General features: G+C 73.2%; 19 protein-coding genes and 1 riboswitch. Of the genes, 4 read left to right on the plus strand and 15 right to left on the minus strand.

Annotated elements, in window-relative coordinates:
* The first annotated feature begins 63 nt into the window (after positions 1-63).
* Together ACWEN0_RS34690 and ACWEN0_RS34695 are read left to right on the plus strand one after the other, a co-directional pair.
* Entirely contained in the window at positions 64-795 is a 732-nt protein-coding gene (locus ACWEN0_RS34690) for an HAD family hydrolase (RefSeq protein WP_451983389.1), read from the plus strand.
* Positions 792-3,227: a glycoside hydrolase family 65 protein gene (locus tag ACWEN0_RS34695; protein ID WP_451983391.1), complete on the plus strand. Its 2,436-nt coding sequence runs from the start codon at positions 792-794 to the stop codon at positions 3,225-3,227. Before ACWEN0_RS34690 ends, ACWEN0_RS34695 begins: the two co-directional genes overlap by 4 nt.
* Here ACWEN0_RS34695 and ACWEN0_RS34700 read toward each other — a convergent pair.
* Entirely contained in the window at positions 3,208-3,390 is a 183-nt protein-coding gene (locus tag ACWEN0_RS34700; protein WP_451983393.1) for a hypothetical protein, read from the minus strand. The genes ACWEN0_RS34695 and ACWEN0_RS34700 overlap by 20 nt on opposite strands.
* 40 nt (positions 3,391-3,430) lie before the next feature.
* Positions 3,431-4,378, minus strand: a complete 948-nt coding sequence (locus ACWEN0_RS34705) for a Ppx/GppA phosphatase family protein (RefSeq protein WP_451983395.1) — start codon at positions 4,376-4,378, stop codon at positions 3,431-3,433.
* Between the two features lie 225 nt (positions 4,379-4,603).
* Between ACWEN0_RS34705 and ACWEN0_RS34710 the strand changes: the two genes are divergently transcribed.
* The gene (locus ACWEN0_RS34710) at positions 4,604-5,209 is read left to right on the plus strand and encodes a class F sortase (protein ID WP_451983397.1); all 606 of its coding nucleotides are present in this window, start codon (positions 4,604-4,606) and stop codon (positions 5,207-5,209) included.
* Positions 5,210-5,216: 7 nt separating this feature from the next.
* On the opposite strand, the gene ACWEN0_RS34715 is transcribed toward ACWEN0_RS34710, so the two are convergent.
* From ACWEN0_RS34715 to ACWEN0_RS34730, 4 genes are all read right to left on the minus strand, one after another.
* Entirely contained in the window at positions 5,217-6,257 is a 1,041-nt protein-coding gene (locus tag ACWEN0_RS34715; RefSeq protein ID WP_451983399.1) for an LLM class F420-dependent oxidoreductase, read from the minus strand.
* An 85-nt stretch (positions 6,258-6,342) separates the two neighbouring features.
* The gene (locus tag ACWEN0_RS34720; RefSeq protein WP_451983401.1) at positions 6,343-7,272 is read right to left on the minus strand and encodes a YhjD/YihY/BrkB family envelope integrity protein; all 930 of its coding nucleotides are present in this window, start codon (positions 7,270-7,272) and stop codon (positions 6,343-6,345) included.
* Between the two features lie 101 nt (positions 7,273-7,373).
* Positions 7,374-8,579, minus strand: a complete 1,206-nt coding sequence (gene fahA, locus ACWEN0_RS34725; protein WP_451983403.1) for a fumarylacetoacetase — start codon at positions 8,577-8,579, stop codon at positions 7,374-7,376.
* A 43-nt stretch (positions 8,580-8,622) separates the two neighbouring features.
* On the minus strand, positions 8,623-13,581 hold the full coding sequence (locus tag ACWEN0_RS34730; RefSeq protein WP_451983405.1) for a DUF885 domain-containing protein: 4,959 nt from the start codon (positions 13,579-13,581) through the stop codon (positions 8,623-8,625).
* Between the two features lie 122 nt (positions 13,582-13,703).
* Here ACWEN0_RS34730 and ACWEN0_RS34735 point away from each other — a divergent pair, with 122 nt between their 5' ends.
* Positions 13,704-14,690, plus strand: a complete 987-nt coding sequence (locus tag ACWEN0_RS34735; RefSeq protein WP_451983407.1) for an AsnC family protein — start codon at positions 13,704-13,706, stop codon at positions 14,688-14,690.
* Here ACWEN0_RS34735 and ACWEN0_RS34740 read toward each other — a convergent pair.
* The 9 genes from ACWEN0_RS34740 to ACWEN0_RS34780 form a co-directional block, all read right to left on the minus strand.
* A complete protein-coding gene (locus ACWEN0_RS34740; protein WP_451983409.1) occupies positions 14,687-15,616 on the minus strand; it encodes an RluA family pseudouridine synthase in 930 nt (309 codons plus the stop codon). The genes ACWEN0_RS34735 and ACWEN0_RS34740 overlap by 4 nt on opposite strands.
* Positions 15,613-16,245, minus strand: a complete 633-nt coding sequence (gene lspA, locus ACWEN0_RS34745) for a signal peptidase II (protein WP_451983411.1) — start codon at positions 16,243-16,245, stop codon at positions 15,613-15,615. Before lspA ends, ACWEN0_RS34740 begins: the two co-directional genes overlap by 4 nt.
* Before the next feature lie 23 nt (positions 16,246-16,268).
* The gene (locus tag ACWEN0_RS34750; RefSeq protein ID WP_451983413.1) at positions 16,269-16,886 is read right to left on the minus strand and encodes a hypothetical protein; all 618 of its coding nucleotides are present in this window, start codon (positions 16,884-16,886) and stop codon (positions 16,269-16,271) included.
* A gap of 4 nt (positions 16,887-16,890) precedes the next feature.
* Entirely contained in the window at positions 16,891-17,469 is a 579-nt protein-coding gene (locus ACWEN0_RS34755; protein ID WP_451983415.1) for a hypothetical protein, read from the minus strand.
* A 17-nt stretch (positions 17,470-17,486) separates the two neighbouring features.
* Complete coding sequence (locus tag ACWEN0_RS34760; protein ID WP_451983417.1) at positions 17,487-18,821, minus strand: aminotransferase class V-fold PLP-dependent enzyme; 1,335 nt, start codon at positions 18,819-18,821, stop codon at positions 17,487-17,489.
* Positions 18,822-18,860: 39 nt separating this feature from the next.
* Positions 18,861-18,975: riboswitch (SAM riboswitch) on the minus strand.
* Positions 18,976-19,081: 106 nt separating this feature from the next.
* Positions 19,082-19,690 carry a M23 family metallopeptidase gene (locus ACWEN0_RS34765; protein WP_451983419.1) on the minus strand — a complete coding sequence of 203 codons (609 nt, stop codon included), beginning with the start codon at positions 19,688-19,690 and terminating at the stop codon, positions 19,082-19,084.
* A 318-nt stretch (positions 19,691-20,008) separates the two neighbouring features.
* Positions 20,009-21,487, minus strand: a complete 1,479-nt coding sequence (locus tag ACWEN0_RS34770) for a potassium/proton antiporter (RefSeq protein WP_451983421.1) — start codon at positions 21,485-21,487, stop codon at positions 20,009-20,011.
* 97 nt (positions 21,488-21,584) lie between these two features.
* A complete protein-coding gene (locus tag ACWEN0_RS34775) occupies positions 21,585-22,271 on the minus strand; it encodes an ArsR/SmtB family transcription factor (RefSeq protein WP_451983423.1) in 687 nt (228 codons plus the stop codon).
* An 84-nt stretch (positions 22,272-22,355) separates the two neighbouring features.
* Positions 22,356-23,975: a penicillin-binding transpeptidase domain-containing protein gene (locus tag ACWEN0_RS34780; protein ID WP_451983425.1), complete on the minus strand. Its 1,620-nt coding sequence runs from the start codon at positions 23,973-23,975 to the stop codon at positions 22,356-22,358.

The following is a 23,975-nucleotide window of genomic DNA, read 5'->3' on the forward strand; positions in this document are numbered from 1 at the left end:
GCTCCGCCACCCGGACCCCCGCAAAGCCCGCGAACAAAGACGCCGACCGGTAGCCTGCGGCCCATGACGGGATTGCCCGAGACCATCACCGCCTGCCTGTTCGACCTCGACGGAGTGCTGACCGGCACGGCGGTTCTGCACCGCGAAGCCTGGAAACGGACGTTCGACGAGTTTCTTCGCGCCCGGGACGGGGCCGGCTTCCGCGAGTTCACCGACCAGGACTACGCGACCTATGTGGACGGCCGCCCGCGCGCCGACGGAGTCCGTGAATTCCTGCGCTCGCGCGGCATCGAGCTGCCCGAAGGCAGCCCCGACGACCCGCCGGACGCCCCGACGGTCAACGGCGTCGGCAACCGCAAGAACGATCTCGTCCTCAAGATCATCGACGAGCGCGGCGTGAACCCCTATCCGGGCTCGATCCGCTACCTCGAAGCGGTCAAGGCGGCCGGGCTGCGGATCGCCGTCGTGACGTCGTCGGCCAACGGCGCCAAGGTGCTCGACGCCGCCGGCCTCAGCAAGTACGTCGAGGCGCGCATCGACGGCATCGTGATCCGCGAGCGGCACCTGAAGGGCAAGCCGGCACCGGATTCCTTCCTCGCCGGCGCCGAGGCGCTCGGCGTCGAGCCCGCGCACGCCGCCGTGTTCGAGGACGCCCAGTCCGGCGTCCAGGCCGGGAAAGCCGGCCATTTCGGCTACGTGGTGGGCGTCAACCGCGCCGACCAGGCCGCCGAGCTCAAGGCCCACGGGGCCGACATCGTGGTCGACGACCTCGCCGACCTGCTGGAGGATCAATGACCGAAGAAGAACCCCGCGGCTACGAGTGCTCGCCGTGGGAGCTGCGCTGGCGCGGCATGGACGTCGACGCCCTGCAGCGCACCGAATCGGCGTTCGCCGTGTCGAACGGCCACATCGGCCTGCGCGGCACCCTCGAGGAGGCCGAGCCGCGCGGGCTGCCCGGCACCTACCTCAACGGCTTCTACGAGCAGCACGAACTGCCCTACGCCGAGGCGGGTTACGGCTACCCCGAAGAGGGCCAGACCGTCGTCAACGTGACCGACGGCAAGATCATCCGGCTGCTCGTCGAGGACGAGCCGCTGGACATGCGCTACGGCGCGGCCACCAAGCACGACCGGGTGCTCGACTTCCGCAAGGGCACGCTGTGCCGCAGCACCGAATGGTCGTCGCCGACCGGGCGGCGCGTGCGCGTGCGCACCGAGCGGCTGGTGTCGTTCACCCAGCGCGCGATCGCCGCGATCCGGTACGAGGTCGAGCCGCTCGACGAGGACCTGCAGCTGGTCGTCCAGTCCGACCTGCTGGCCAACGAGCCGATCGAGTCCGACACCAGCGACCCGCGGGTGGCCGCCGCGCTGAACTCGCCGCTGGTCGGCGAGTTCCACCGCGCGTCGGACTACAACGCCGTGCTCGTGCACCAGACGCGCCGGTCCGGGCTGCGGATGGCCGCGGCGATGGACCACAAGATCGAGGTGGACGACGGGATCCGCGCCCGCATCCACTCCGAGGAGGACCTCGCGCGGCTCACCGTCGCGGTCGACGTGCCCAAGGGCGGCCGGCTGCGCATCACGAAGTTCCTCGCCTACGGCTGGTCCGCGCAGCGCTCGGTGCCGGCCCTGCGGTCGCAGGTCGAGGCCGCGCTCGCGGGTGCGCGCCAGACCGGCTGGAAGGGCCTGGTCACCGAGCAGCGCCAGTTCCTCGACGACTTCTGGGCCACCTCGGACATCGAGATCGACGGCGATCCCGAGCTGCAGCAAGCGGTCCGCTTCGCGCTGTTCCACCTCCTGCAGGCCGGGGCCCGCGGCGAGAGCCGCGCGATCGCCGGCAAGGGGCTGACCGGCCCGGGCTACGACGGGCACGCCTTCTGGGACACCGAATCCTTCGTCCTGCCGGTGCTCACCTACACGATGCCGGACGCGGCGCGCGACGCCCTGCGCTGGCGTCACTCCACAATGGACAAAGCGCGGGAACGCGCGCACCAGCTGGGGTTGCGCGGCGCGGCGTTCCCGTGGCGGTCGATCAACGGCGCCGAGTGCTCGGCGTACTGGCCGGCGGGCACGGCGGCCTTCCACGTCAGCGCGGACATCGCCGACGCCGTGCTGCGCTACCTGAACGCCACGGGCGACGAGGAGTTCGAGCGCGACTACGGCGCCGAGCTGCTGGTGGAGACCGCGCGGCTGTGGGCGTCACTGGGCCACCACGACCGGCACGGCGCCTTCCGCATCGACGGCGTCACCGGGCCGGACGAGTATTCGGCGGTGGCCGACAACAACGTCTACACGAACCTGATGGCGCGGCGGAACCTGCTGGCCGCGGCGCAGTCGTGCGAGCGGTTCCCGGACGTGGCGGCACACCTGCAGGTCGACGCCGTCGAGCTGGACTCGTGGCGCGCGGCGGCCGAGGCGATGTTCTTGCCCTACGACGAAGAACTCGGCGTGCACCCCCAGTCGGAAGGCTTCCTCGACCACGACGAGTGGGACTACGAGCACACCGACATCGCGCACTACCCGCTGCTGCTGCACTTCCCGTACTTCGACCTCTACCGCAAGCAGGTCGTCAAGCAGGCGGACCTGGTGCTGGCGCTGCACCTGTGCGGGGACTCGTTCAGCCCGGAGGAGAAGGCGCGCAACTTCGCCTACTACGAAGCGAGGACCGTGCGCGACTCCTCGCTCTCGGCGGGAACGCAGTCGGTGGTCGCGGCCGAGGTGGGCCACCTCGAGCTGGCCTACGACTACCTCGCCGAAGCCGCGCTGACGGACCTGCACGACGTGCACAACAACGTCCGCAACGGCCTGCACATGGCTTCCCTGGCCGGGGCCTGGCAGGGCGCCGTGGCCGGCTTCGGCGGCCTGCGCGACCACGGCGGCACGCTGTCCTTCGCGCCGCGGCTGCCGCCGCAGCTGGACCGGATCACGTTCCGCCTGATGTTCCGCGGCACCCGGTTCCAGGTGGAGATCGACCGCGACCAGGCGACCTACCACGTGCTGGACGGCGAGCCCCTCGAAGTGCTGAACCACGGCGAGCGCGTCACGCTCACCGCGGAGCCCCAGCGGTTCGCGATCCCGAAGATCGACGCGGGCGACCCGCCGAAGCAGCCCCCGGGCCGCGCCCCGATGCGGCGCGACTCCGAAAAGGTGCGCCAGTACGCGGAACCGGCCAACCCGATCAGCGAGGTCTACACCACCCAGCCCGGCGTCACTCCGGTAGGTCGCTGACGGCGTCGCGCCCGGGCGGGGCCGGGATCTCCTCAGTCCCGCCCGGGCTCACGTCGGGGTCCGGCGCGGTCGGCACGTCGTGCGTCAGCCGGCCGGGGGTCGGCAGCTTGGGGAGCTCGTCGTCCTCGTCGTCGTGGGCGTGGATGCGCTGCTGTTCGCTCATGCCTTCCGGAATACCCGGTTTTCGCGGTGGCGACCAGGGGTCAGGCCGCGACGAACCCGTCGCCGGCCTTTTCCCGCGCCTTGTCCTGCAGCGCCAGCAGCAGGCCGTCCCGGGTCGACCACGGGCAGATCGCCACCTTGCCGCCCGCGACCGTCAGCAGCGCTTCCGCCACGATCGCGCCCGCCAGCGCCTGGTGCGCGCGGCTGCGCGAGATGCCCGGCAGTTCCGCGCGCTTCTGCGGCGGCAGCCCGGCGAGCCGAGGAATCCAGGCACGGAGGTCGTCGAGGCGCAGCTCCTTGCGCCGGTTCGGGCGGGCCCCGGCCAGCCGCGCGAGCTGCTGCAGCACCTTCGAACAGCCGACGACCCGCGGGTTGTCGACGTCCGCGGCGCCCAGCGTGGTGGTCACGACGTCGAGTGCGTGCGCGCGCAACGCCTTGACCTGCTTGTTCGACACGCGTTCGCTCGGCAGCCAGTCGCGGGTCATCGACCGCGCGCCCAGCGGCAGCGACCGCGCGAACGTGGCCTGGTCGCCGCAGCCGGCGGCCAGCTCGACCGTGCCACCGCCGATGTCGAGGACCAGCAGCGGCCCGGCCTCCGCGCCGTACCAGCGGCGGGCGGCGAGGTAGGTCAGCTCGGCTTCGCACCGGCCCGAGAGGAACCGCAGCTCTACCCCGGTTTCGCCGGCGACGTGGCGGACGACCTCCGTCGCATTGGCGGCGTCGCGGATGGAGGACGTCGCGAGCGGGTAGATGCCGCCGACGCCGTGGCGATACGCGGTGGTCATGCCCGCGGCGACGGCGGCCGTGACGGCGGCGATGCCCCGGCGGGAGAGGCGGCCGCGGACGTCGAGCTCGCGGTCGAGGCGCAGCCGCGTCTGGTGGTTCAGCACCGGCTCACGGGGCGAGCCGTCGACCGGAACCACCACCAACCGGGCGCTGAACGATCCGACGTCCAGTACGCCCACAGCGGGCTCTTCGATTTTTCGCACTGCTCGGCGCACCTCACTTCCACCTCGTGGATATCCCCAGTTCCACTAATCGAAACACATAATTATGCCCGAATTCATCAAAATTAGCCGGTCATTGACGTATTGGTCTCACCGGACGAACTTTTTTGACGCGAAGGTCACATTCAGGTGGCCCGTTCGAGTGAAGCACCCCACGCCTGGACACGATTCGGTAACGCCAGCTCTTCGGAGCCCGACCTTACCGGCATGGGGCAGGGGACGACCGAGCGGCGCTCGGAGCTCGTGCGGCCGGCCGCCGCGGTGCTCGCGGTGGTGGCCGGGCTCGGCTGCGTCCTGCTCGGCGTCACGACCGTGCTTGCCCCGGGCGTGTCGGTCACCCCCGGCGCCGCGGCCCAGGAGCGGCCCGTGACGGCCGGCGTCCTGCCCGCGTCGCTGTCGATCCCCGACCTGGACCTCACGCTCGGCCACGTGGTGGAGCTCGGCCACGTCGGCGGCCGCCGGGAGCAGCCGGGCACCGCGCTCGGCGTCGGCTGGTTCGCCGACGGACCGGCTCCCGGCGCCCCGGGGGTCGCCGTGCTGTCCGGGCACTCGGGCTTCGGTTACGCCGGCGGCGCGTTCGCCCACCTCGGCCGGCTCAAGCCGGGCGCGGCGGTCGTCGTGCGCGACGACCAAGGCCGCGAGGCCCGGTTCGCGGTCCGCAGGACGGCGACGTTCCTGCCCGGCGAGCCGGACAGCACGCTCGTCGCCCCGGAGGGCCCGGGCCCGCAGCTGCGGCTGATCACCAGCGACGGCACCCTCGACACCGCCGGGATGAACTCCCCGCGGGTCGCGGTCTACGCCACGCCCGGCTGAGGCACGCTCAGCCGAGCAGCTCCCGCAGCTGCGAGACCGCCGCGACGCGCGCCTCGCGGCCGGGCAGCAGCGGGTTGACCACCAGCGTCGTCGCACCCGCTTCGCGGAAGGCGGCCAGCCGCTCCTTCACGTACCCGGCGGGGCCGACCAGCGAGATCGAGCGCAGCAGCTCGAGCGGCACTGCTGCCGCGGCCTCTTCCTTCTTGCCGTCCAGGTAGAGGTCCTGGATCAGCTTCGCCTCGGCCTCGTAGCCGTAGCGGCAGGCGAGGTCGTTGTAGAAGTTCTTGCCCCGCGCGCCCATCCCGCCGACGTAGAGGGCGACGATCGGGCGCAGGTGGTCGAGCAGCGGCTCGACGTCGTCGCCGATCGCCAGCGCGGCGCTGACGAACGTGTCCAGCTCGCCCAGCGCCGGGTCGCGCTTGGCCTTGCCCGCGGCCAGGGACTCGCCCCAGACGTCGTTCGCCTTCTCCGGGTGGAAGAAGATCGGCTGCCAGCCCTCGGCGATCTCGGCGGTGAGCGCGACGTTCTTCGGGCCGAGCGAGGCCAGCAGCACCGGGATGCGCTCGCGCACCGGGTGGTTGATCAGCTTGAGCGGCTTGCCCAGGCCGGTGCCCTGCTCCGGCGGCAGCGGGATCGTGTAGTGCCTGCCGTCGTGCACCACGCGCTCACGGCGCCAGACCTGGCGGCAGATCTCGACGATCTCGCGGGTACGGCCCAGCGGCGCGTCGTACTTCACGCCGTGGAAGCCCTCGATGACCTGCGGGCCGGAGGCGCCGAGGCCGAGGATGAAGCGCCCGTCGGAGACGAAGTCGAGCCCCGCGGCGGTCATCGCGGTGAGGGTCGGCGTGCGGGTGTAGATCTGGAAGATGCCCGACGCGAGCTGGACGCGCTCGGTCTTCGCGGCCAGGTAGCCGAGCTGGCTGACGGCGTCGAACGAGTACGCCTCGGGCACGAAGGCGACGTCGAGACCGACCTTCTCCAGCTCGACGATGTCCGCGACGCTGTCGGCGAAGCCTCCGGCGTAGTTGATCGCGGTCCCGATCCGCATGTCCACCTCCGTTGCTGAGCAAGCGCTTAGTCGCGCATCTTAACGAGCCCGCGCGAGCCGTGCGGGACTATGTGCGCGCCGCCACTCAGCGGCCGGTGAGGGTGCGGACCACCAGCTCCGCCGAGGCGCCGGCGCCGAGCGTCGTGCCGGCGTAGCGGACGTCGGCGGCCAGCGTGCCCGGTGGGGGCTCGTCCCGGACCGTGATCCACACCGTGACCATCAGCAGCCAGCGGACCACCAGGTAGACGAACAGCAGCACGCCGACGAGCGTGCCGAACGCGGCGACCGCCGGCGAGCGGCCGAGCAGGTGCAGGTAGAGCCCGCCGGCCTGCTGGAGCGCGGCGAGCCCGACGGCGGCGGCCCCGGCCGGGCGCAGCGTCGAGCGCAGCGGCAGGGGCCGGCGCGGCAGGCGGGCCAGGCACCAGGCGATGACCAGCCAGTTCGCCGCGAGACCGAGCAGGAGCGAGCCAGCGACCAGCAGGAAGTGCGCGAACCCGCCGGTCAGCCCGGTCAGGCCGAGCAGCCAGGTCCCGGCCGCGCCGGTGAGCGCCGCCAGCCCGAACGACACGCTCATCGCGAGCCCGACCCCGGCTAGCGCGACGACGTCGGCGAGGATCCCGCGCAGCAGCGGCCGCGGCGTCCGGTCTTGGCCGAGCATCGCGGTGACGGCGTCGCGGACGTTGCTGATCCAGCTCCAGCCCGAGTACCCGGCGACCGCGAGGGCCAGCAGCCCGATCCGGCCGCGTTCGCCCACGACCGTGTGCACGATGTCGGTGACCCGCCCGGCGATCTCGGGCGGCAGCGCGCCGTCGATGACCCGGTCCAGCTCGGTCGCGAGCAGCCGGTCCCCCGCCAGCACGAACCCGATCACCGAGACCGTGACCATGATCAGCGGCACCAGCGCGAGCAGGCTGAAGAAGGTGACGGCGGCGGCGTAGTGGTCGCCGTCGCGTTCCCGGTACCGGGCGAGGGTGGCCCCGGCCCGCCGGAACGGCTTCCCCACGACGGCCTTCACCGCTCCACGTCCCACCGGCCGACCCTCTCATCCGCGCGTGTTCCCCGCAGTCCGGACACCCCGGCGGCCCGATCGTCACGGCCGGCCGCGGAACCCGCGGGTCAGCCGGGGACCACCGTGCCCCGGACGTCGCCGAACCCGATGCGGCTGCCGCCCGGGCCGGGGGCCGTCGCGCTGATCACCACCTCGTCGCCGTCCTCCAGGAACGTCCGCGTCTCGCCGCCCGGGAGCTCCAGCGGCTCGCGGCCGCCCCAGGACAGCTCGAGAAGCGAGCCTCGCTGGTCGGGCTCCGGGCCGGTCACCGTGCCGGAGGCGAACAGGTCGCCGGTGCGCAGGCTCGCGCCGTTGACGGTCAGGTGCGCGAGCTGCTGCGGCGCCGTCCAGTACTGGGTGGCGAACGGCGGGCTCGACACCAGGTGACCGTTGAGCCGGACCTCCATCGCCAGGTCCAGGCCCCACTTCCCGCCGCCGCGCAGGTACTCGAACGGCTCCGGGTCCTGCGGCGGGCCGTCGACGCGCGCGTGCTCCAGCGCCGCCAGCGGGACGATCCACGGCGACACCGACGTCGCGAACGACTTGCCGAGGAACGGGCCCAGCGGCTGGTACTCCCAGGCCTGGATGTCGCGCGCCGACCAGTCGTTGACCAGGCACACGCCGAAGACGTGGTCCGCGAAGTCCTCAGTGGGCACCCGCGTGCCCGGCGCGGACGGGACGCCGACGACGAACCCGACCTCCGCCTCGATGTCCAGCCGCTTCGACGGGCCGAACGACGGCGCGTCGGCGTTGCGCGGCTTCCGCTGGCCGTGCGGGCGGACGACCGGCGTGCCCGACGCCACCACCGTGCCCGCCCGGCCGTGGTAGGCGATCGGCAGGTGCTTCCAGTTCGGTGGCAGCTCGGTCGCGTCCGGCCGGAAGATCCGGCCGGCGTTGAGGGCGTGCTGCTCGCTCGAGTAGAAGTCGACGTAGTCGGCGACCTCGAACGCCAGGTGCGTGGTCACCTCGGCCCGCGGCACGAGGTGCGGGCGCAGCTGGTCGGCGTACCGGGGTTCGGTCAGCCACTCCCGGACGCTCTCCCGCACCTCCCGCCACGTGTCCGGCCCGGCCGCCAGCAGCGGGTTGAGCACCCCCGCGGTGAGCAGCGGGGCGAACGCCGCCGCGGTCCCGGCCGCGGCGGCGGTCAGGTCCAGCACCTCCGCGCCGACCGGCACGCCGATGCGGCGGTCCGGCGCGCCGCCCACGGAAACCACGCCGTAGGGCAGGTTGTCCAGGCCGAACGGCGTGTCGTCGGCGAGGTCGAGCCAGGTCACGGCCCCTCCTCGGCGCGGTGGTCCGAAGTGGACGGTGGACGGGTCATTCCGCACCCCGCGCGGCCACCCAGTCGGCCACCACGTCCGCCAGCACCGGGAGCGGCAGCGTGCCGCTGCCCAGCACCGTGTCGTGGAACTCGCGGATGTCGAACCGCTCGCCCAGCGCCGCCTCGGCCTCGGCCCGCAGCCGCTCGATCTCCAGCCGCCCGACCATGTAGCCGAGCGCCTGGCCGGGGTGCCCGGCGTAGCGGTCGATCTCCGCCTCGATCTCGATCTGCGCCATCGGCGTGTTCTCGACGAGGAAGTCCACCGCCCGCTGCCGGCTCCAGCCCAGCGCGTGCAACCCCGTGTCGACGACCAGCCGGGCCGCCCGCATCGAGTCCTGCGTCAGCAGGCCCAGCCGCGCCACGTCGTCGGAGTACAGGCCCATTTCGTCGGCCAGCCGCTCCGCGTACAGGCCCCAGCCCTCGGCGTAGGCGTTGAACATCGCGATCCGCCGCAGCAGCGGGACGCCGGTGAGCTGCTGCGCGAGTGTCAGCTGGAAGTGGTGCCCCGGCACGGCTTCGTGGAACGCGACCGACTCGCCGAGCGTCCGCTGCCGCTGGTCGGCCTCGTGCGTGTTGGCGTAGTACGTGCCCGGCCGCGAACCGTCGAGCGACGCGTCGATGTAGTACGCGATCGAGCCGCTCTCGGCTTCGGCGGCCGGCACCGGCGCGACCTCGCACTTCTGCTCCGGAACGCGGGAGAACCACTGCGGCGCAACCGCTTCGGCCCGGGCGATCGTCTGCCGGGCGGCGTCCAGGAGCTCGTCGCCGTCACGCCAGCGCAGCGCCGGATCGGTGCGGATCTTCTCGAAGATCCCGGCGAGATCGGTGGTGCCGAACACCTTCTGCCCGAGTTCGCGGTACTCCTCGGCGAGCTTCTCGATGATCGCCAGCCCGGTGTCGTGCAGGTCCTGGGCCGTGCGCTCGGTCGTCGTCTCGGCGCGGATCAGCGCCCGGTACCGGGCCGGCCCGCCGGGCAGGTCGCCGATGCCCGGCGACGTCTCCGGCCGCGCGACCGGGACCACCTCGTCGGCCAGGAAGTCGCGGTACCGCGCGTACGCGGGCCACACGACCTCGGCCAGCAACCGGTCGCGCTCGGCCTCGAGCCCCTGGACCGGCACCTTCAGCGGATCGGCGTCCGGGGCGGCCAGGTAGCGCTCGACATACCCGACGCCGATGCGCGCCAGGAACTCCGGCGGCGTGAGGCCTTCGGCCAGCGCCGCCCGCTGCCGCTCGATCACCTGGTCCAGGTACGTGCCCACGGCCGCGAGCCGGCTCAGGTAGCCGCGGGCCTTGGCCTCGTCGTCGACCACCGTCTGCGGCAGCAGCATCAGCAGCTCCAGCGCCGGCGCCGCGAGCCCGTCGCTCACCGCGATGTCGGCCCGGCCCGAGTCGAGCACGTCGATCATCGTGCGGGCCTGCCAGACCACGACGTCCCGCGTGACGCGCTCGGCCGAGGACAGCGGACCGAGCGCCTCGGCGCGCGTGATGAGGGCGCCGAACGCGGCGCGCTGCCGCGAGAGCGCTTCGGCGGACTGGTCGGCGAGCTTGTCGTGCGTGCCGGGCAGGCCGTAGAGCGACGGCAGCAGCGGCTGCGCCTCGAACATCAGCTCCAGGCACTCGTCGGCCAGCGCGTCGGGCGTGTCCGTGCCGGCCGCGACCCAGTCCGCGACGACCTTGGCCAGCGCCGGCAGCGGCAGCATGCCGTGGCCCAGCACGACTTCGTGGAAGTCCCGGATGTCGAACCGCTCGCCCAGGGCCGCCTCGGCCTCGGCCCGCAGCCGCTGGATCTCCAGCCGCCCCACCATGTAGCCCAGGGCCTGGCCCGGCCAGCCGGCGTACCGGTCGATCTCCGCCTCGATCTCCAGGCGCGCCATCGGCGTGTGGTCGACGAGGTAGTCGATCGCCTGCTGCCGGCTCCACCCGAGCGCGTGCATCCCGGTGTCGACGACGAGCCGGCCCGCCCGCATCGAATCCTGCGTCAGCATGCCCAGCCGCGCGACGTCGTCGGAGTACAGGCCCATCTCGTCGGCCAGCCGCTCCGCGTACAGGCCCCAGCCTTCCGCGTAGGCGTTGAACATGCCGATCCGCCGCAGCAGCGGCAGGTTCCGCAGCTCCTGGGCCAGGCTCAGCTGGAAGTGGTGCCCCGGCACGGCTTCGTGGAACGCGATCGCCTCGCTCGTGAACCGCGGGCGCTTGCCGGCCTCGTGCGTGTTGGCGTAGTAGGTGCCCGGCCGCGAACCGTCGAGCGACGGCTGCATGTAGTACGCGATCGTGCCGCTCGCCGCGTCGGCCTCGGGCACCGGCGCGACCTCGCACTTCTCCGCCGGGATGCGCGAAAACCACTGCGGGGCCACGGCTTCGGCGCGGGCGATGGCGTCGCGGGCCGCCGACAGCAGCTCCTCGCCGTCACGCCAGCGCAACGCCGGATCGGTGCGCAGGCGCTCGAAGATCTCGGCGAGATCGGTGGTGCCGAACACCTTCCGCCCCAGCTCGCGGTACTCCTCGCCGAGCTTCTCGATCAGCGCCAGCCCGGTGTCGTGCAGGTCCTGGGCCGTGCGCTCGGTCGTCGTCTCCGCGCGGATCAGCGCGGCGTACCGCTCCGCACCGCCCGGCACGTGCCCGATGCCGGGCGCGGTGTCGGGCCGGCCGGCCGGTTCGACCTCGGTGCGCAGGAAGTCGCGGTACCGGGCGTAGGCCGGGTGGACGACCTCGGCGAGCAGCCGATCGCGCTCGGCCTCGAAGCCCTCGACGTCGGCCGTCGTGCCGACCTTCAGCGGGTCGCTCTCCGGCGCGGCGAGGTAGCGCTCGACGTACTCGATGCCGACGCGGGCCAGGTACGCCGGCGGTACCAGGCCGTCGGCCAGGCTTTCGCGCTGGCGCTCGGTCAGGTCCGCCAGGAACGGCTCGATCGCGGCGAGCCGGGCGAGGTAGCCGCGGGCCTTCTTCTCGTCGTCGAGCTTGTAGAACGGCAGGAACAGCAGCAGACCCAGCGCGGGGGCGGTCAGCCCGTCGCTGACCGCGATGTCGGCGGACCGCGCCGCCAGCCGGTCGGCCTCGACCTCGGCGGCGGCGATCACGACCTCGCGCGTCACGGCCTCTTCCGGCGACAGGTCCCCGGCGGACAGCGCCCGGGCGCGGGCGGCGAGCGCCCGGTAGGCGGCGAGGAACCGCTCCTGCGCTTCCCGGGTCTGGTCGGCGAGCCGGTCGTGGTCGCCCGGCAGCCCGTGGATCGACGGTGCCACGGGCTCCTGCTCGAACGTCAGCTCGACGAGCTCCGCGGCCAGCCCGTTGACCGTGTCGCCGTGCCCGGCCACCCAGTCGTCGACGGCGGACGCGAGCGCCGACAGCGGCAGCGCGCCTCCGGCGAGCACGAGGTCGTGGAACGCGCGGATGTCGAACCGCGAGCCGAGGCGCTCTTCCGCGCCGGCGCGGATCCGCTGGATCTCCAGGCGCCCCACCATGTACGCCAAGGCCTGCCCCGGCCACGCGATGTAGCGGTCGGTCTCGGCCTCGATCTCGACGCGCGCCATCGGCGTGTGCTCGGCCAGGTAGTCGACCGCCTGCTGCCGGCTCCAGCCCAGCGCGTGCAGGCCCGTGTCGACGACCAGCCGGCCCGCCCGCATCGAGTCGGCGGTGAGCATGCCCAGCCGCGCGACGTCGTCGGAGTACAGGCCCATCTCGTCGGCCAGGCGCTCGCTGTAGAGGCCCCAGCCTTCGGTGTAGGCGGTGAAGCTGCCGATCCGGCGCAGCAGCGGCAGCTCGGTGAGCCCGGTCGCGACGCTGAGCTGGAAGTGGTGCCCCGGCACGGCTTCGTGGTAGGCCGTCGACTCGGCCGAGTGCCGGAACCGCTCGGTGGCCTCGTGGGTGTTCGCGAAGTAGATGCCGGGCCGGGAGCCGTCGGCGGCCGGGCGCAGGTAGTACGCCGGGGGCGCGCCGGGCGCGGCCTCCTCCGGCACCGGCTCGACCAGGCACGGCTGCGACGGCACGGTGCCGAACCACTTCGGGGCTTCGGCGGTCGCGCGGGCGACGGCCGTGCGGGCGGTCTCCAGCAGCTCCTCGGCGCTGGTCCACCGCAGCGCCGGGTCGGTGCGCAGGCGCCGGAAGATCTCCGCCAGGTCGTCCGTGCCGAACACCCGCTGCCCCAGCTCGCGGTACTCGGCGGCCAGCGAGTCGATGATGTCGAGCCCGGTCCGGTGCAGCTCTTCCGGGGTGCGGTCGGTGGTCGTGTGCACCTTCGCGAGCCGCGCGTACGTCTCTTCGCCGCCGGGCAGCCACTTCAGGCCGGGCCGGTCGGCGGGCCGCCCGTGCGGCTTCACCTCGGTGACGAGGAACTCGCGGTACTCGGCGAACGCCGGGCGCACGACGTCGGCCAGCAGTTCGTCGCGCCGGCGGCCGAACTCCTCGTCCGGCGCCGGCTGGCGGCGCAGCGGGTCGGCGGCCGGGTCGGCGAGGTAGCGGTCGAGGTGCGCGACCGCCGCGTCGACCAGGTGCGCCACCGGGACGAGCCCGCGCTCGATGCCCTCGGCGTGCCGCCGCGCGGCCTGGCGCAGGAACTCCGGGACCGCGGCGAGCCGGCCGAGCTGGGCCTCCGCGGCCTCCCCCGCCGTCACGGTCGTCATCGGGAGGGCGACGAGCAGGGAGGCCGCGGGCGCGACGAAGACGTCGGTGACCGTGAACTCGGCCATCCGGCTGTCGATGCCCGCGATGCGGTCTTCGGCCGTGGCGATCAGGACGTCGCGGGTGACGCGGTCCTCCGCCGACAGCCCGGCGGTGTCCAGTGCGCGGGCCCGCTCGGCGAACTCCGCGAGCCGCGCGCGGTGCGCGGCCTCGGCTTCGGCGGACAAGTCGGGCAGGCCGGGTTCCGCCGGCCGGATGCCCAGCAGGGCAGGCGTCAGCGGATCGGCGGCGAACAGCGCTTCGACGAACTCGTCGGCGAGTTCGGTGACCGCGGTCATGGGCAGGACCCCCAGCTTCGATGGTGTGCTCCCGGCCGACCCTAACGGAGATCACCGACAAGAACGGTGAAGCCGCGGACGGCCTCGGCACGGGCGTTCGGCGAGGCGGTAGCGTTCAGCAGGTGGCCGTGACCGATCCCGTGGATACCCGACTGCTCGCCGCGCTCGCCGACCTCGGCAAGGCCGCGGTGCACGAGCTGGCGGCCAAGGTCGGCATGGACCCGCGCGAGGTCGCCTACCGCCTGGTCGCGCTCTCCGGCAGCGGGCTGCCGCTGCTCGTGGGCGTCGAGAGCGACCCGAACGGCCTGCGCGCGGCCATCGCCGGCGCCCCGCCGTCGTGGGCGAACCGGCCGCAGTTCCCGCCCCCGCCGTCGCAGCCGGTCCCCCAGCAGTCCGCGCCGCCGATGCCGATGCCCGCGCCGCCCGTCCAGGGGACGCCGTCGGGCCCGCACAACGTGCCTTCGGGCCCCTACAACGTCCAGGGTGCGCCGTCCGGGCCGTACAACGTCCAGGGCACACCGTCCGGGCGGTACCCGGGCCCGCCGCCCCGGCCCCCGCAGCAGCGCCCGCCGCAGCCGCCGTTCCCGGCGCCGCCGCTCGACCCGGCCGTGAGCACGTGGGGCCTGCCGCAGACGGCGTCCTGGGCCCGCGGCGACGAGCAGGCCAAGCCCGCGGCCGCCCCCACGGGCAAGCGCGGCCGGCTCGGCGAGGTCCTGGAGACCCAGGGCCTCGAGGGCGAGCAGCTGTCGGTGCAGCTGCTGGAGGTCCAGGACCCGGCGGACTACCTGTTCAGCGCGGCGGGCTACCGCCTGGAGGACGGCGAACGCGCGGTCGTCGTGCACACGGAGATCACCAACCGCGGGCAGCTCCCGTTCGTCTCGCTGCCGGACAACTACCTCGAGCTCCTCGCCGCCGACGGCGCCGCGATCGGCAAGGCCCCGGTGTCGCTGACGTCCCGGCCCCCGCACAAGATCGGCGTCAACCCGGGCGAGACCCTGGGCGGCCACACGGTGTACGTCCTCCCGGAGGCCACGCGGGTGGTGTCGGTCCGCTGGAGCCCGCGGCCGGAGCCGGACGAGCGCACGCTGACCTGGTCGATCGAGGACTAATAGCTTTCCTCGCGCAGGATCTCCAGAGCCTTCGCCAGGTCGTCCGGGTACTCCGACTCGAACTCGACCCACCGGCCGTCCGCCGGGTGGGCGAACGCCAGCGTCTTGGCGTGCAGCCACTGGCGGCTCAGGCCGAGGTGGCGCGCGAGAACCGGGTCCGCACCGTAGGTCAGGTCGCCGACGCACGGGTGCCGCAGCGCCGAGAAGTGGACGCGGATCTGGTGCGTGCGCCCGGTTTCGAGCTTGATGTGCGCGAGCGACGCCGCGCGGAACGCCTCGACGACCTCGTAGTGCGTCACGCTCGGGCGGCCGCCCTGGACGACCGCGAACTTGTAGTCGTGGCGCGGGTGGCGGTCGATCGGGGCGTCGATCGTGCCGCGCGTCGGGTCCGGGTGGCCCTGGACGATCGCGTGGTAGCCCTTGTCGACCGTTCGTTCCTTGAAGGCACGCTTCAGCACGGTGTAGGCGTGCTCGCTCTTGGCCACCACCATCACGCCGGTGGTGCCCGCGTCGAGCCGGTGCACGACGCCCTGGCGCTCGGCCGCGCCCGACGTCGCGATCCGCAGGCCGGCCGCGGCGAGGCCGCCGACGACCGTCGGGCCGGTCCAGCCCGGGCTCGGGTGCACGGCGACGCCGACCGGCTTCGAGAGCACGACGATGTCGTCGTCGTCGTGCAGGATCTGCATGCCTGCGACGGGCTCGGCGACGACCTCGACGGGGTTCGCGGGCTCCGGCAGCGTGATCTCCAGGAGGCCGCCGCCGGAGAGCCGGTCGGACTTGCCCGCCGGACGGCCGTCGAGCAGCACGTCGCCGGCCTCGGCCAGCTCCGCGACGACTGTGCGCGACAGGCCGAGCAGCTTCGCGAGGCCGGCGTCGACGCGCATCCCGTCGAGCCCGTCGGGCACCGGGAGCATCCGCGCGCTCACGCCTGTTCCTCCTGCTGCTTCTTCTTGTCCTTGGTCGACGTACCGTCGTAGTCCTTGCCCAGCAGGGAAAGCAGCACGATCAGGGCACCGCCGACACAGATCGCCGAGTCGGCGATGTTGAAGATCGCGAAGCCCTTGCCGTTCGGCGCGAACGCCGAGATGAAGTCGACGACGTGGCCCTGCAGCCCGCCCGGCGCGCGGAAGATGCGGTCGGTCAGGTTGCCGGTGGCCCCGGCGAGCACGAGGCCGAGGCCGATGGCCCAGCCGATCGAGCGCAGCCGCCGCGACAGCCAGACGATCGCGATGACGACGGCCAGCGCGACCAGCGCGAGCACCCACGTCATGCCGGTGGCCATCGAGAAGGCCGCACCCGGGTTGCGGATCACCTGCAGGTAGATCAGCCCGCCGAGGATGCGGACCGGCTCCTTGCCCTCCAGGTTCGCGGTGACGAGGTTCTTCGTCACCAGGTCGATCACCCAGAACACGACCGCGACGGCGAACACCCAGCCGACCCGGCGCTTCGGCAGGGGCTTGGCCGGGGCTTCCGGCGTCTCCGGCCCGGCTTCGGGCGGCGCCTCGGCGGCGTCGGGTTCGGTGTCGGGTTCGGAGTGGCTGGGCTCGGTGCTCACGGCTCCATTGTCCACGGCCCTGGTCAGGGCGCCCCGGCAGTGTCGCGGGGACGCAGCAGAAGGGCGGCGAACGCGACGGCGAAGAGCACCCCCGCGGCGGCGAGCGCACCGGCGACCGGAGGCAGGAAAACGACGGTGAGCAGGGCGAACACCACGGCGACGGCCAGCAGGAGCAAGCTGCGCTCGAACCCGGCCAGCAGGACGAGCCCGAGCGTGGCGATCAGGGGCCCGCGCACGTCGCCGTCGAGCCGGAACTGCAGCGCGCCGACCAGGTCGAGCACGGGGACGGCGGCCAGGGCCCCGAGCGTCCCGAGCACGAACCGGCCGGTCCGCGGGGACGTGCCGGCACGGCGCAGGCTCAGCCAGTACCACCCCGCCGCGACGAGCACGACGGACGCGAGCCCGGCGAGCCAGCCGAGGGCGGCCGGGTGCACGGCCGTGGCAGTGGTGGCCGCGGACAGCCCGGTCCCGCCGACGCCGCCGGTGCCGTACAGCTGGTTGTCCGGGGTCATCGGGACCGCGTGCAAGGAGACGAACGAGCCGGTCACCGGGGTCTCCGGCACCAGCTCGACGACCACCATGACCAGCAGCGCGAAACCCAGTGCGGCCACCGGGAACCAGGACCGTCGGACATCCCCCATCGGGTCAGGGTATCGCCCGGGGCCGGAGCACGGCGGCGAAGGCGGCGGCAATCAGCACCGCCGCCGACAGCAGCGCACCCGCCAGGTCCGCCGACAGCACCACCGCGAGCACCGCGAACGCGACCGCGGTGAGCAGGACGAGCAGGCTGCGCTCGTACGCGGCGAGCACCAGCAGACCGAGCGTGGCCAGCAGCGGTCCGCGCAGCCCGTCGGCGAGCCGGAACTGCCACGACCCGACCAGGTCGAGCAGCGGGACGGCGAGCAGCGCGCCGGCCGTGCCGAGGACGAACCACCCGGTGCGGACGGGCCGCAGGACGACCGCGTACCAGACGGCCGTGCCGAGCACCGCCACGCCGAGCGCGACCTGCCACGCCGGCCCGGCCGGCAGCCCCGGCCCGGGGGTGAACAGCGGATCCTGGGTGAGGAACTGCAGGGCGCCGTACCCGGCCGGTTGCGGGCGGAGCAAGACGTCGGGGGACTGCCACTCGGCCGGGCTGCGGCGGGCCAGCAGCTGTGCCGCCACCATGCCGACCTGCGCGAACCCCAGCAACGCCACCGGAAACCAGTACCGCCCTCGCCCCATCCGCCTAGGTTAGCGCCTCAGCAGAAGGGCGGCAGCTCCCGCGGGTCGCCGACCGGGGCCCAGCGGCCGTCCACCTTCGCGTACTCCCAGCGGGCGCCGCGCGCGACGATCTGGCGCAGGGCCAGCACAACGCGGTCGACGTGCTCCTCGGTGCTGCCCAGCCCGAGGCTGACGCGGACCGCCTGCTGCCCCTCCCCGCCGGTGACGCCGATGAGGCGCTTCGCCGCGATGTGGGCGCAGAACGCGCCGTCGCGCACGCCGATGCCGTACTCGGCCGACAGCACGGCCGCCAGCCAGCCCGGGTCGAAGCCGTCGACGACGAAGCTGACCGTACCGACGCGGTCGACCGGCGCGTCGAACAGGCGCAGCTCGGCGCAGCCCGGGATACCCTCGAGTCCCTTGCGCAGCCGGGAAAGCAGGGCCTGTTCGTGCGCCACGACGGCGTCCCAGTTCTCGCTGAGGGTTTCGCACGCGACGCCGAGCGCGTACACGCCGACGGTGTTCGGCGAGCCCGCTTCGTGGCGCTCCGGACCGGTGTTCCAGACCACCGCGTCTTCGGTGACGAGCTTCGTCGCGCCGCCGCCGGCGAGGTACGGCCGGGCGGCGCGCAGCCAGTCGGCGCGGCCGATCAGCGCGCCCGCCCCGAAGGGCGCGTACAGCTTGTGGCCGGAGATGGCGACGTAGTCGACGTCCAGGTCCTTGACGGAGATCCGCCGGTGCGGGGCGAGCTGGGCGGCGTCGAGCGCGACGCGGGCGCCGTGCTTCCTTGCCACGGCGGCGATTTCGGCGACCGGGAGCAGCTCACCGGTCACATTGGACGCTCCGGTGACGACGACCAGCCGCGGCCCCTGCGGCGCGTCCGCGAGCGCTTCGTCCACAGCGGACACCGCGGCGAGACGCGTGCGCGGGGTCGGGATCCGCCGGACGTTCGGGCCCTGCCACGGCAGCAGCGCGGCGTGGTGCTCGGTGTCGAACACGATCACCGTGGTGTGGCGGGGAAGGCTGCGCGCGAGCAGGTTGAACGAGTCGGTGGTGTTGCGGGTGAACACGACCGTGTCCGTCCGGCGGGCGTCGACGAAGCGGCGCAGGACGTCGCGAGTGCGTTCGTAGAGCTTGGTGGAGACCTGCGACGCGAAGCCGGCGCCGCGGTGGACGCTGGCGTACCAGGGCAGGAACTCGTCGACCTTGGCGCGGACGGCGTCGAGGCACGGGGCGCTCGCGGCGTGGTCGAGGTTGGCGTAGCCGATGGTGTCCCCGGTGACGAGCGGGACCCGCAGCGCGGCGCCGGCGACGGCCGGGATGCCTTGCACGGCAGGGGTGATCGCGGTGGTGCGGTCGAGGGCGAGAGTCATCGGGGTGCCTCCTCGGCGGTCCGGGGGACCCCGGCGAGGGGCCCGCGCTTGCCCGTCGCACGACGCGACCGGCCCGGTCTTCACCCGGGGCACCCCACCGCGGTAGGAGGGTTGCCGGCCAGCAAGCCGGGGCTTCGCGCTGGCACTCATGACCTGGCACAGAAGGTAACCGAGAACGCGCCCGGCGGCCAACCCCCGGCTCACATTCTGAGACGCCGCTCACAGCCGACGCCGGGTGTTTCCCGCGTCGTTCGCGCTGGTCAGAGCTTCGCGCGGAAGTGCCCCGGCAGCTGCGTGACCGCATGGTCGGAGAGGTGCGTCGCGGTGCCCGCGTACTGCTCGGCACCCGCGGTGAACAGCCACCCGCCGATGGTCTTGCCGTCGACGGGCTCGCCGTGGGCCGCCGCCGAGGCGTCCGGCAGGGTCCAGAGCGTGAAGTGCACGTGGGCACCGGTGCTGCTGCCGCCGCAGGGCAGCGCGTTGCCGGTCGACCCGAGCACGGCGCCGGCCTCGACGTGCTCGCCGTCGCTGACCTTGATGCCTTCCATGTGGTAGTACCCGGTCCGCCAGCCGCCGGCGTGGTCGATGGTCACCCAGTCGCCACCCGCGCAGTGCTGCAGGCGGACGGTGCCGGCGAGCGGCGCGCGGACGGTCCGGTCGGCCGGGCTGAAGTCGATGGCGTTCTCGACGCCGGTGCTGCCGTCGTCGGAGTGGATACCGGCGGAGTAGACCTGCTGACCGGCCTTGAACGGCAGGGCGAGCGCGGGGAACGGCGCGACTTCGGCGGTCGCGGCCGGCGCCGAGACGAGCCCGAGGGCGGTCGTGACGGCGGCGACGAGGAGCGCCCCGCGAACATGCAGTTTCGTCACCCTGCGTACTCCTTTGGCCTAACGCTCACCCATTCGAACTAACCCGATCGAGCGCACAGTAGGCCAAAGGTTGGATCACTGGGAAGATCGCGTGAGATTTTCGTGAGGCGCCCCTCACCCTTGCGGGAAAAGATCACCAGGTCGGCACCGAGACCGGACAAGGACCGGACAAGCGCTGTTCACGGCCTTGCCCTGCCGAAAACGGCATCACGCGTGACGGGGCGGGCATCACGCGTGATTGGAGGGGCATCACGTGTGATTGGGGGGTCGGCACGAAGTCGTCCGACCGGTCACGCCGCGGGGGCGACCACGAACGGGCTAACGGCCCGACTCGCCCTTCCAGCGGGCCAGGCGGCCGGCGCGGTCCACCGCGCGGATCCGGCGCTCGGCGGCGTCGCGGACGCCGCTCGTCGTGACCACCAGCAGCTGGTCGTTCTCCTGCAGCCGGCTGGTCTTCTGCGGGGTGAAGCCGGCGCCTTCGCGCACGACCAGGCTGACCGTCGCGCCGGTCGGCAGGCGCAGCTCGGACAGGTACACGCCGTGCAGCTTCGACCCGGGCTGGATGCGGACCTGCAGCAGCTCGGCACCCAGCTCGTCCAGCGGCGCGGAGTCGACCTCGATCTCGTGCGCCTCGGACTTCTTGGCCAGCCCGAGCCGGCGCCCGAGCGGCCCGAGCGTCGCGCCCTGCACCAGCGTCAGCACGATGACCAGCACGAACACCGCGTCGACCAGCCGTTGCGCGCCGGGCACCCCCTCCGACAGCGGGATCATCGCGAGCACGATCGGGACCGCGCCGCGCAGCCCGGCCCACGACAGGAACGCCTGTTCCCGCCACGGCAGCCGGAACGGCAGCACCGAGAGCACGACGGAGATCGGCCGCGCCAGCAGCAGCACGACGGCCCCGGCGACCAGGCCCGGCACGATCGTCTCGAACAGCCGGCCGGGCGAGGCGAACAGCCCGAGCAGCACGAACAGCCCGATCTGCGCCAGCCAGCCGAGGCCTTCGGCGAACGACAGCGTGTCCGAGCGGTGCGGCAGCCGCGAATTGCCCAGCACCAGCGCGGCGACGTAGGTGGCGAGCAGCCCGGACGCGTGCAGCAGCTGGCCGGAGGAGTACGCCACGACGCACACCGCGACGGTGGCCAGCGGGTAGAGGCCGGTCGCCGGCAGCGCGGCCCGGCGCAGCGCGATGCCACCCAGCCAGCCGAACCCGAGCCCGATGGCCAGGCCCGCCGCGAGCTCGTAGACCACCAGCAGCGGCAGCGTCCAGTCCACAGTGGTGCCGGCGGCGAGCACGACGACGGCGATGTACGCCGGTGCGTCGTTGATGCCGGACTCCAGCTCCAGCGCGCCGACCAGGCGTTTCCCGATCCCGGCGGTGCGCAGCACGGAGAACACCGCGGCCGCGTCGGTCGAGGCGAGCACGGCGCCCCACAGCAGGGCGAACCGCCAGTCCAGGCCGAGCAGCCAGTGCAGGGCCGCGCCGGTGACCGCGACGCTCACCGCGACGGCCACTGTGGACAGTGCGATGCCGAGGCCCAGCGCGGGTTTCACGGCCGACCACCGCGTGGTCAGCCCGCCTTCGGCGAGGATCATGACGAGCGCGGCGAGCCCGAGCGACTGGGTCAGGCCGGGGTTGTCGAACCGGATGCCGAAGCCGGCTTCGCCGAGCACGACGCCGATCGCGAGGTACAGCAGCAGCGAGGGCAGGCCGAGCCGGATCGAGACGCGCACGGCGAGCACGGAGGCGAGGAGCACGACGCCGCCGACGCCGAGCAGGACCGGAAGCTGGTCCATGCCGCCTCCCTCCCGAGTGCCGTGGGGCACTCAGAATAGTGAAGCGGGTGGGTTAACTCGTTCGTGTACCGCTGCCGCGAGTCGGACAACCGGTGTGTTAAGGCGCACTCAGCGCGTCGAGATCGACACCGAGAGCGGCGAACGGCCGGGCGGCGGCCGGCAGGACCTTGACCGCGCGGTGGCCGTCCCGGCCGACCCAGCCCGCGTCGACCGCCCGCTCGAGCAGGGCCGCGGGCACCGCCCCGGCGAGGTGGTCTCGGCGTTCCGTCCAATCCAGACAGTCGCGCAGCAGCGGCCGCCGCGGCCCGGCGGCGACCGGCACGCCGAGACCGGCCAGCACTTCGCGGCCGCGCGCGGTCAGCGTCAGCCCGTCGGCGGTGTCGACCAGGCCGGTCGCGAGCATGCCGTCGCGGACGGCGACGCCGAGCGAGCCGGCGAGGTGGTCGTAGCAGGTCCGCGCGAAGCCGAGCCGCTTCACCCGCAGCGACGACTTCAGCCCGGTCACCGGCCGGTGCTCGGCGTGCTGGGCCAGGTGCTCGATCAGCTCGGCCACGCGCGGGTCGGCGATCCGGACGTAACTGGCCCGGCCCTGCTTCACCCGCGCGACGAACCCGGCGTCGACCAGCCGGGTGACGTGCTCACTGGCCGTGGAGAGGGCGATCCCGGCCGCCTTGGCCAGCTCGCCGACGGTCCACGCCCGCCCGTCGAGCAGGGCGAGGCACATGGTGGCGCGGCTCGGGTCGGCGAGCACCGCGGCCACCTCGGCGAGAGCGATCGTCTCCATGCGCCCACGGTACGACGGCCACGCTTCGCCCACGGCCGAACCGACACGGCCCTTTCCCGGGAAAGCGCCGCCGGTGCGGAGACTTCAGAGGGCCTTGAGGAACTGGGCGGCCAGGGTGACCGCCGGACCCGAGTCGTTCGAGTTCTCCAGGACCACCGCGAAGGCGACGTTCCCGCGGTAGCCGACGAACCAGCCCGTGGCGTTCGACCCGTCGCCGAACTGGGCCGTGCCCGTCTTGCCGAACACGTCGCCCGCGCTCGCGGCGCCACGCCCGGTCCCGCTCTGCACCACCGCGCGCATCATCTTCCGGACTTCGCCGAGCACCGACGCGGGCGGCGGCGAGTACCCCTTGACGACCTGCGTTTCCAGGTCGTGCCACAGCCGCGGCGTGATCGCCCTGCCGGACGCGACCGTCGCCGCCATCACGGCGCCACCGAGGCAGCTGGCCTGGATGCGGCCCTGGCCGAACCCGTCCTCGACCTGCTCGTCCTTGCTCGCCGCGGGCTCGACCTTGCCCAGCTCGGTGGGGATGCCCGGGATGTCGTAGTCGGCGTTGAGCCCCAGCTCGTTCGCCGCCTTCACCAGCCCGTCGGCGGGCAGGGCCAGCGCGAGCCGGCCGAACGTCGTGTTGCAGGACCGCGCGAACGCCGTCTGCAGGTTCGTCGCGCCCAGCTCGAAGCCTTCGTTCTTGACCGTCCGCGTGCCGATCGTCGCGACACCCGGGCAGTCGACCGGCGACGCCGACGTCAGTCCGCTCTGCTGGATCGCCGCCACCGACGTCGCGATCTTGAACGACGAGCCCGGCTCGTACAGGCCGTTGAGCGCCTTCGGCTGGTTCCCGGCGGCCGCGTTCTGCGCGACGGCCAAGATGTCCCCCGAACCCGTGTCGAGCGCGACCACCATGGCCGAGCCTCGGTAGCCGTCGACCGCTTTCTGCGCCGCGTTCTGCGCGGCCAGGCTCAGGCTCGACGTCAGCGGCTTGGCCTCGCCCGCGGCAGCCTTCCCGAAGAGCGTCTCGAGGCTCTTTCCGCTCGTGTCGACGCGCTCGACGGCGAACCCGGTGCCCGCCGCGGCCGTGACCTGCCCGGTGAGCGCGGACCGCAGCAGCGGCGCGGGATCGCCCTCGACCGGGCGCGTGCCGCCGGCCCCGCTGATGAGCAACGGCTTGCCGTCGCGGTCGACGACGGCCGTCGTGTCCCGCACCGCCGTGCTGACCACCAGCCGCTGCCCGGCCTCCAGTTTCGGGTGCAGCAGCGAAGGTGCCCAGTGGACCAGCCACTTGCCGTCGGCCTGGACCAGCTGGAACGGAACGTCGTAGGCCCACGGACCGCCCTTGAGCGACCACGACACGGCGAACGTCCCGCCGGTCGTCTTCGCCCCGGCCGGCGTCGGCTGCAGCACGGTCAGCTTGGCCGTCACCGACGACGGGTTGAGCGTGTTGCGCGCATCCCGCAGGGCGACGGCGGCCGCGGCGTTGTCGTCGGTCAGCCGGCCCGCCGCGTCGGGGTTGTTCTCGGACACGTCCTGCAGGTATTCGGTGATCGCCGAATGCGGGTCGATGGCCCCCGGGCTCTCGACGCTCGTGGCCCCGGCGGCCGCCTCGGGCGACGACCCGCCGTTCAGCACGAAGAACGCCGCCACCACGACCACGACGACCAGCAGCGCGCCGCCGATCAGGATCCCCCGTCTGCCGGCAGGACTCAT

The organism is Amycolatopsis sp. NPDC004378 (assembly GCF_053602455.1).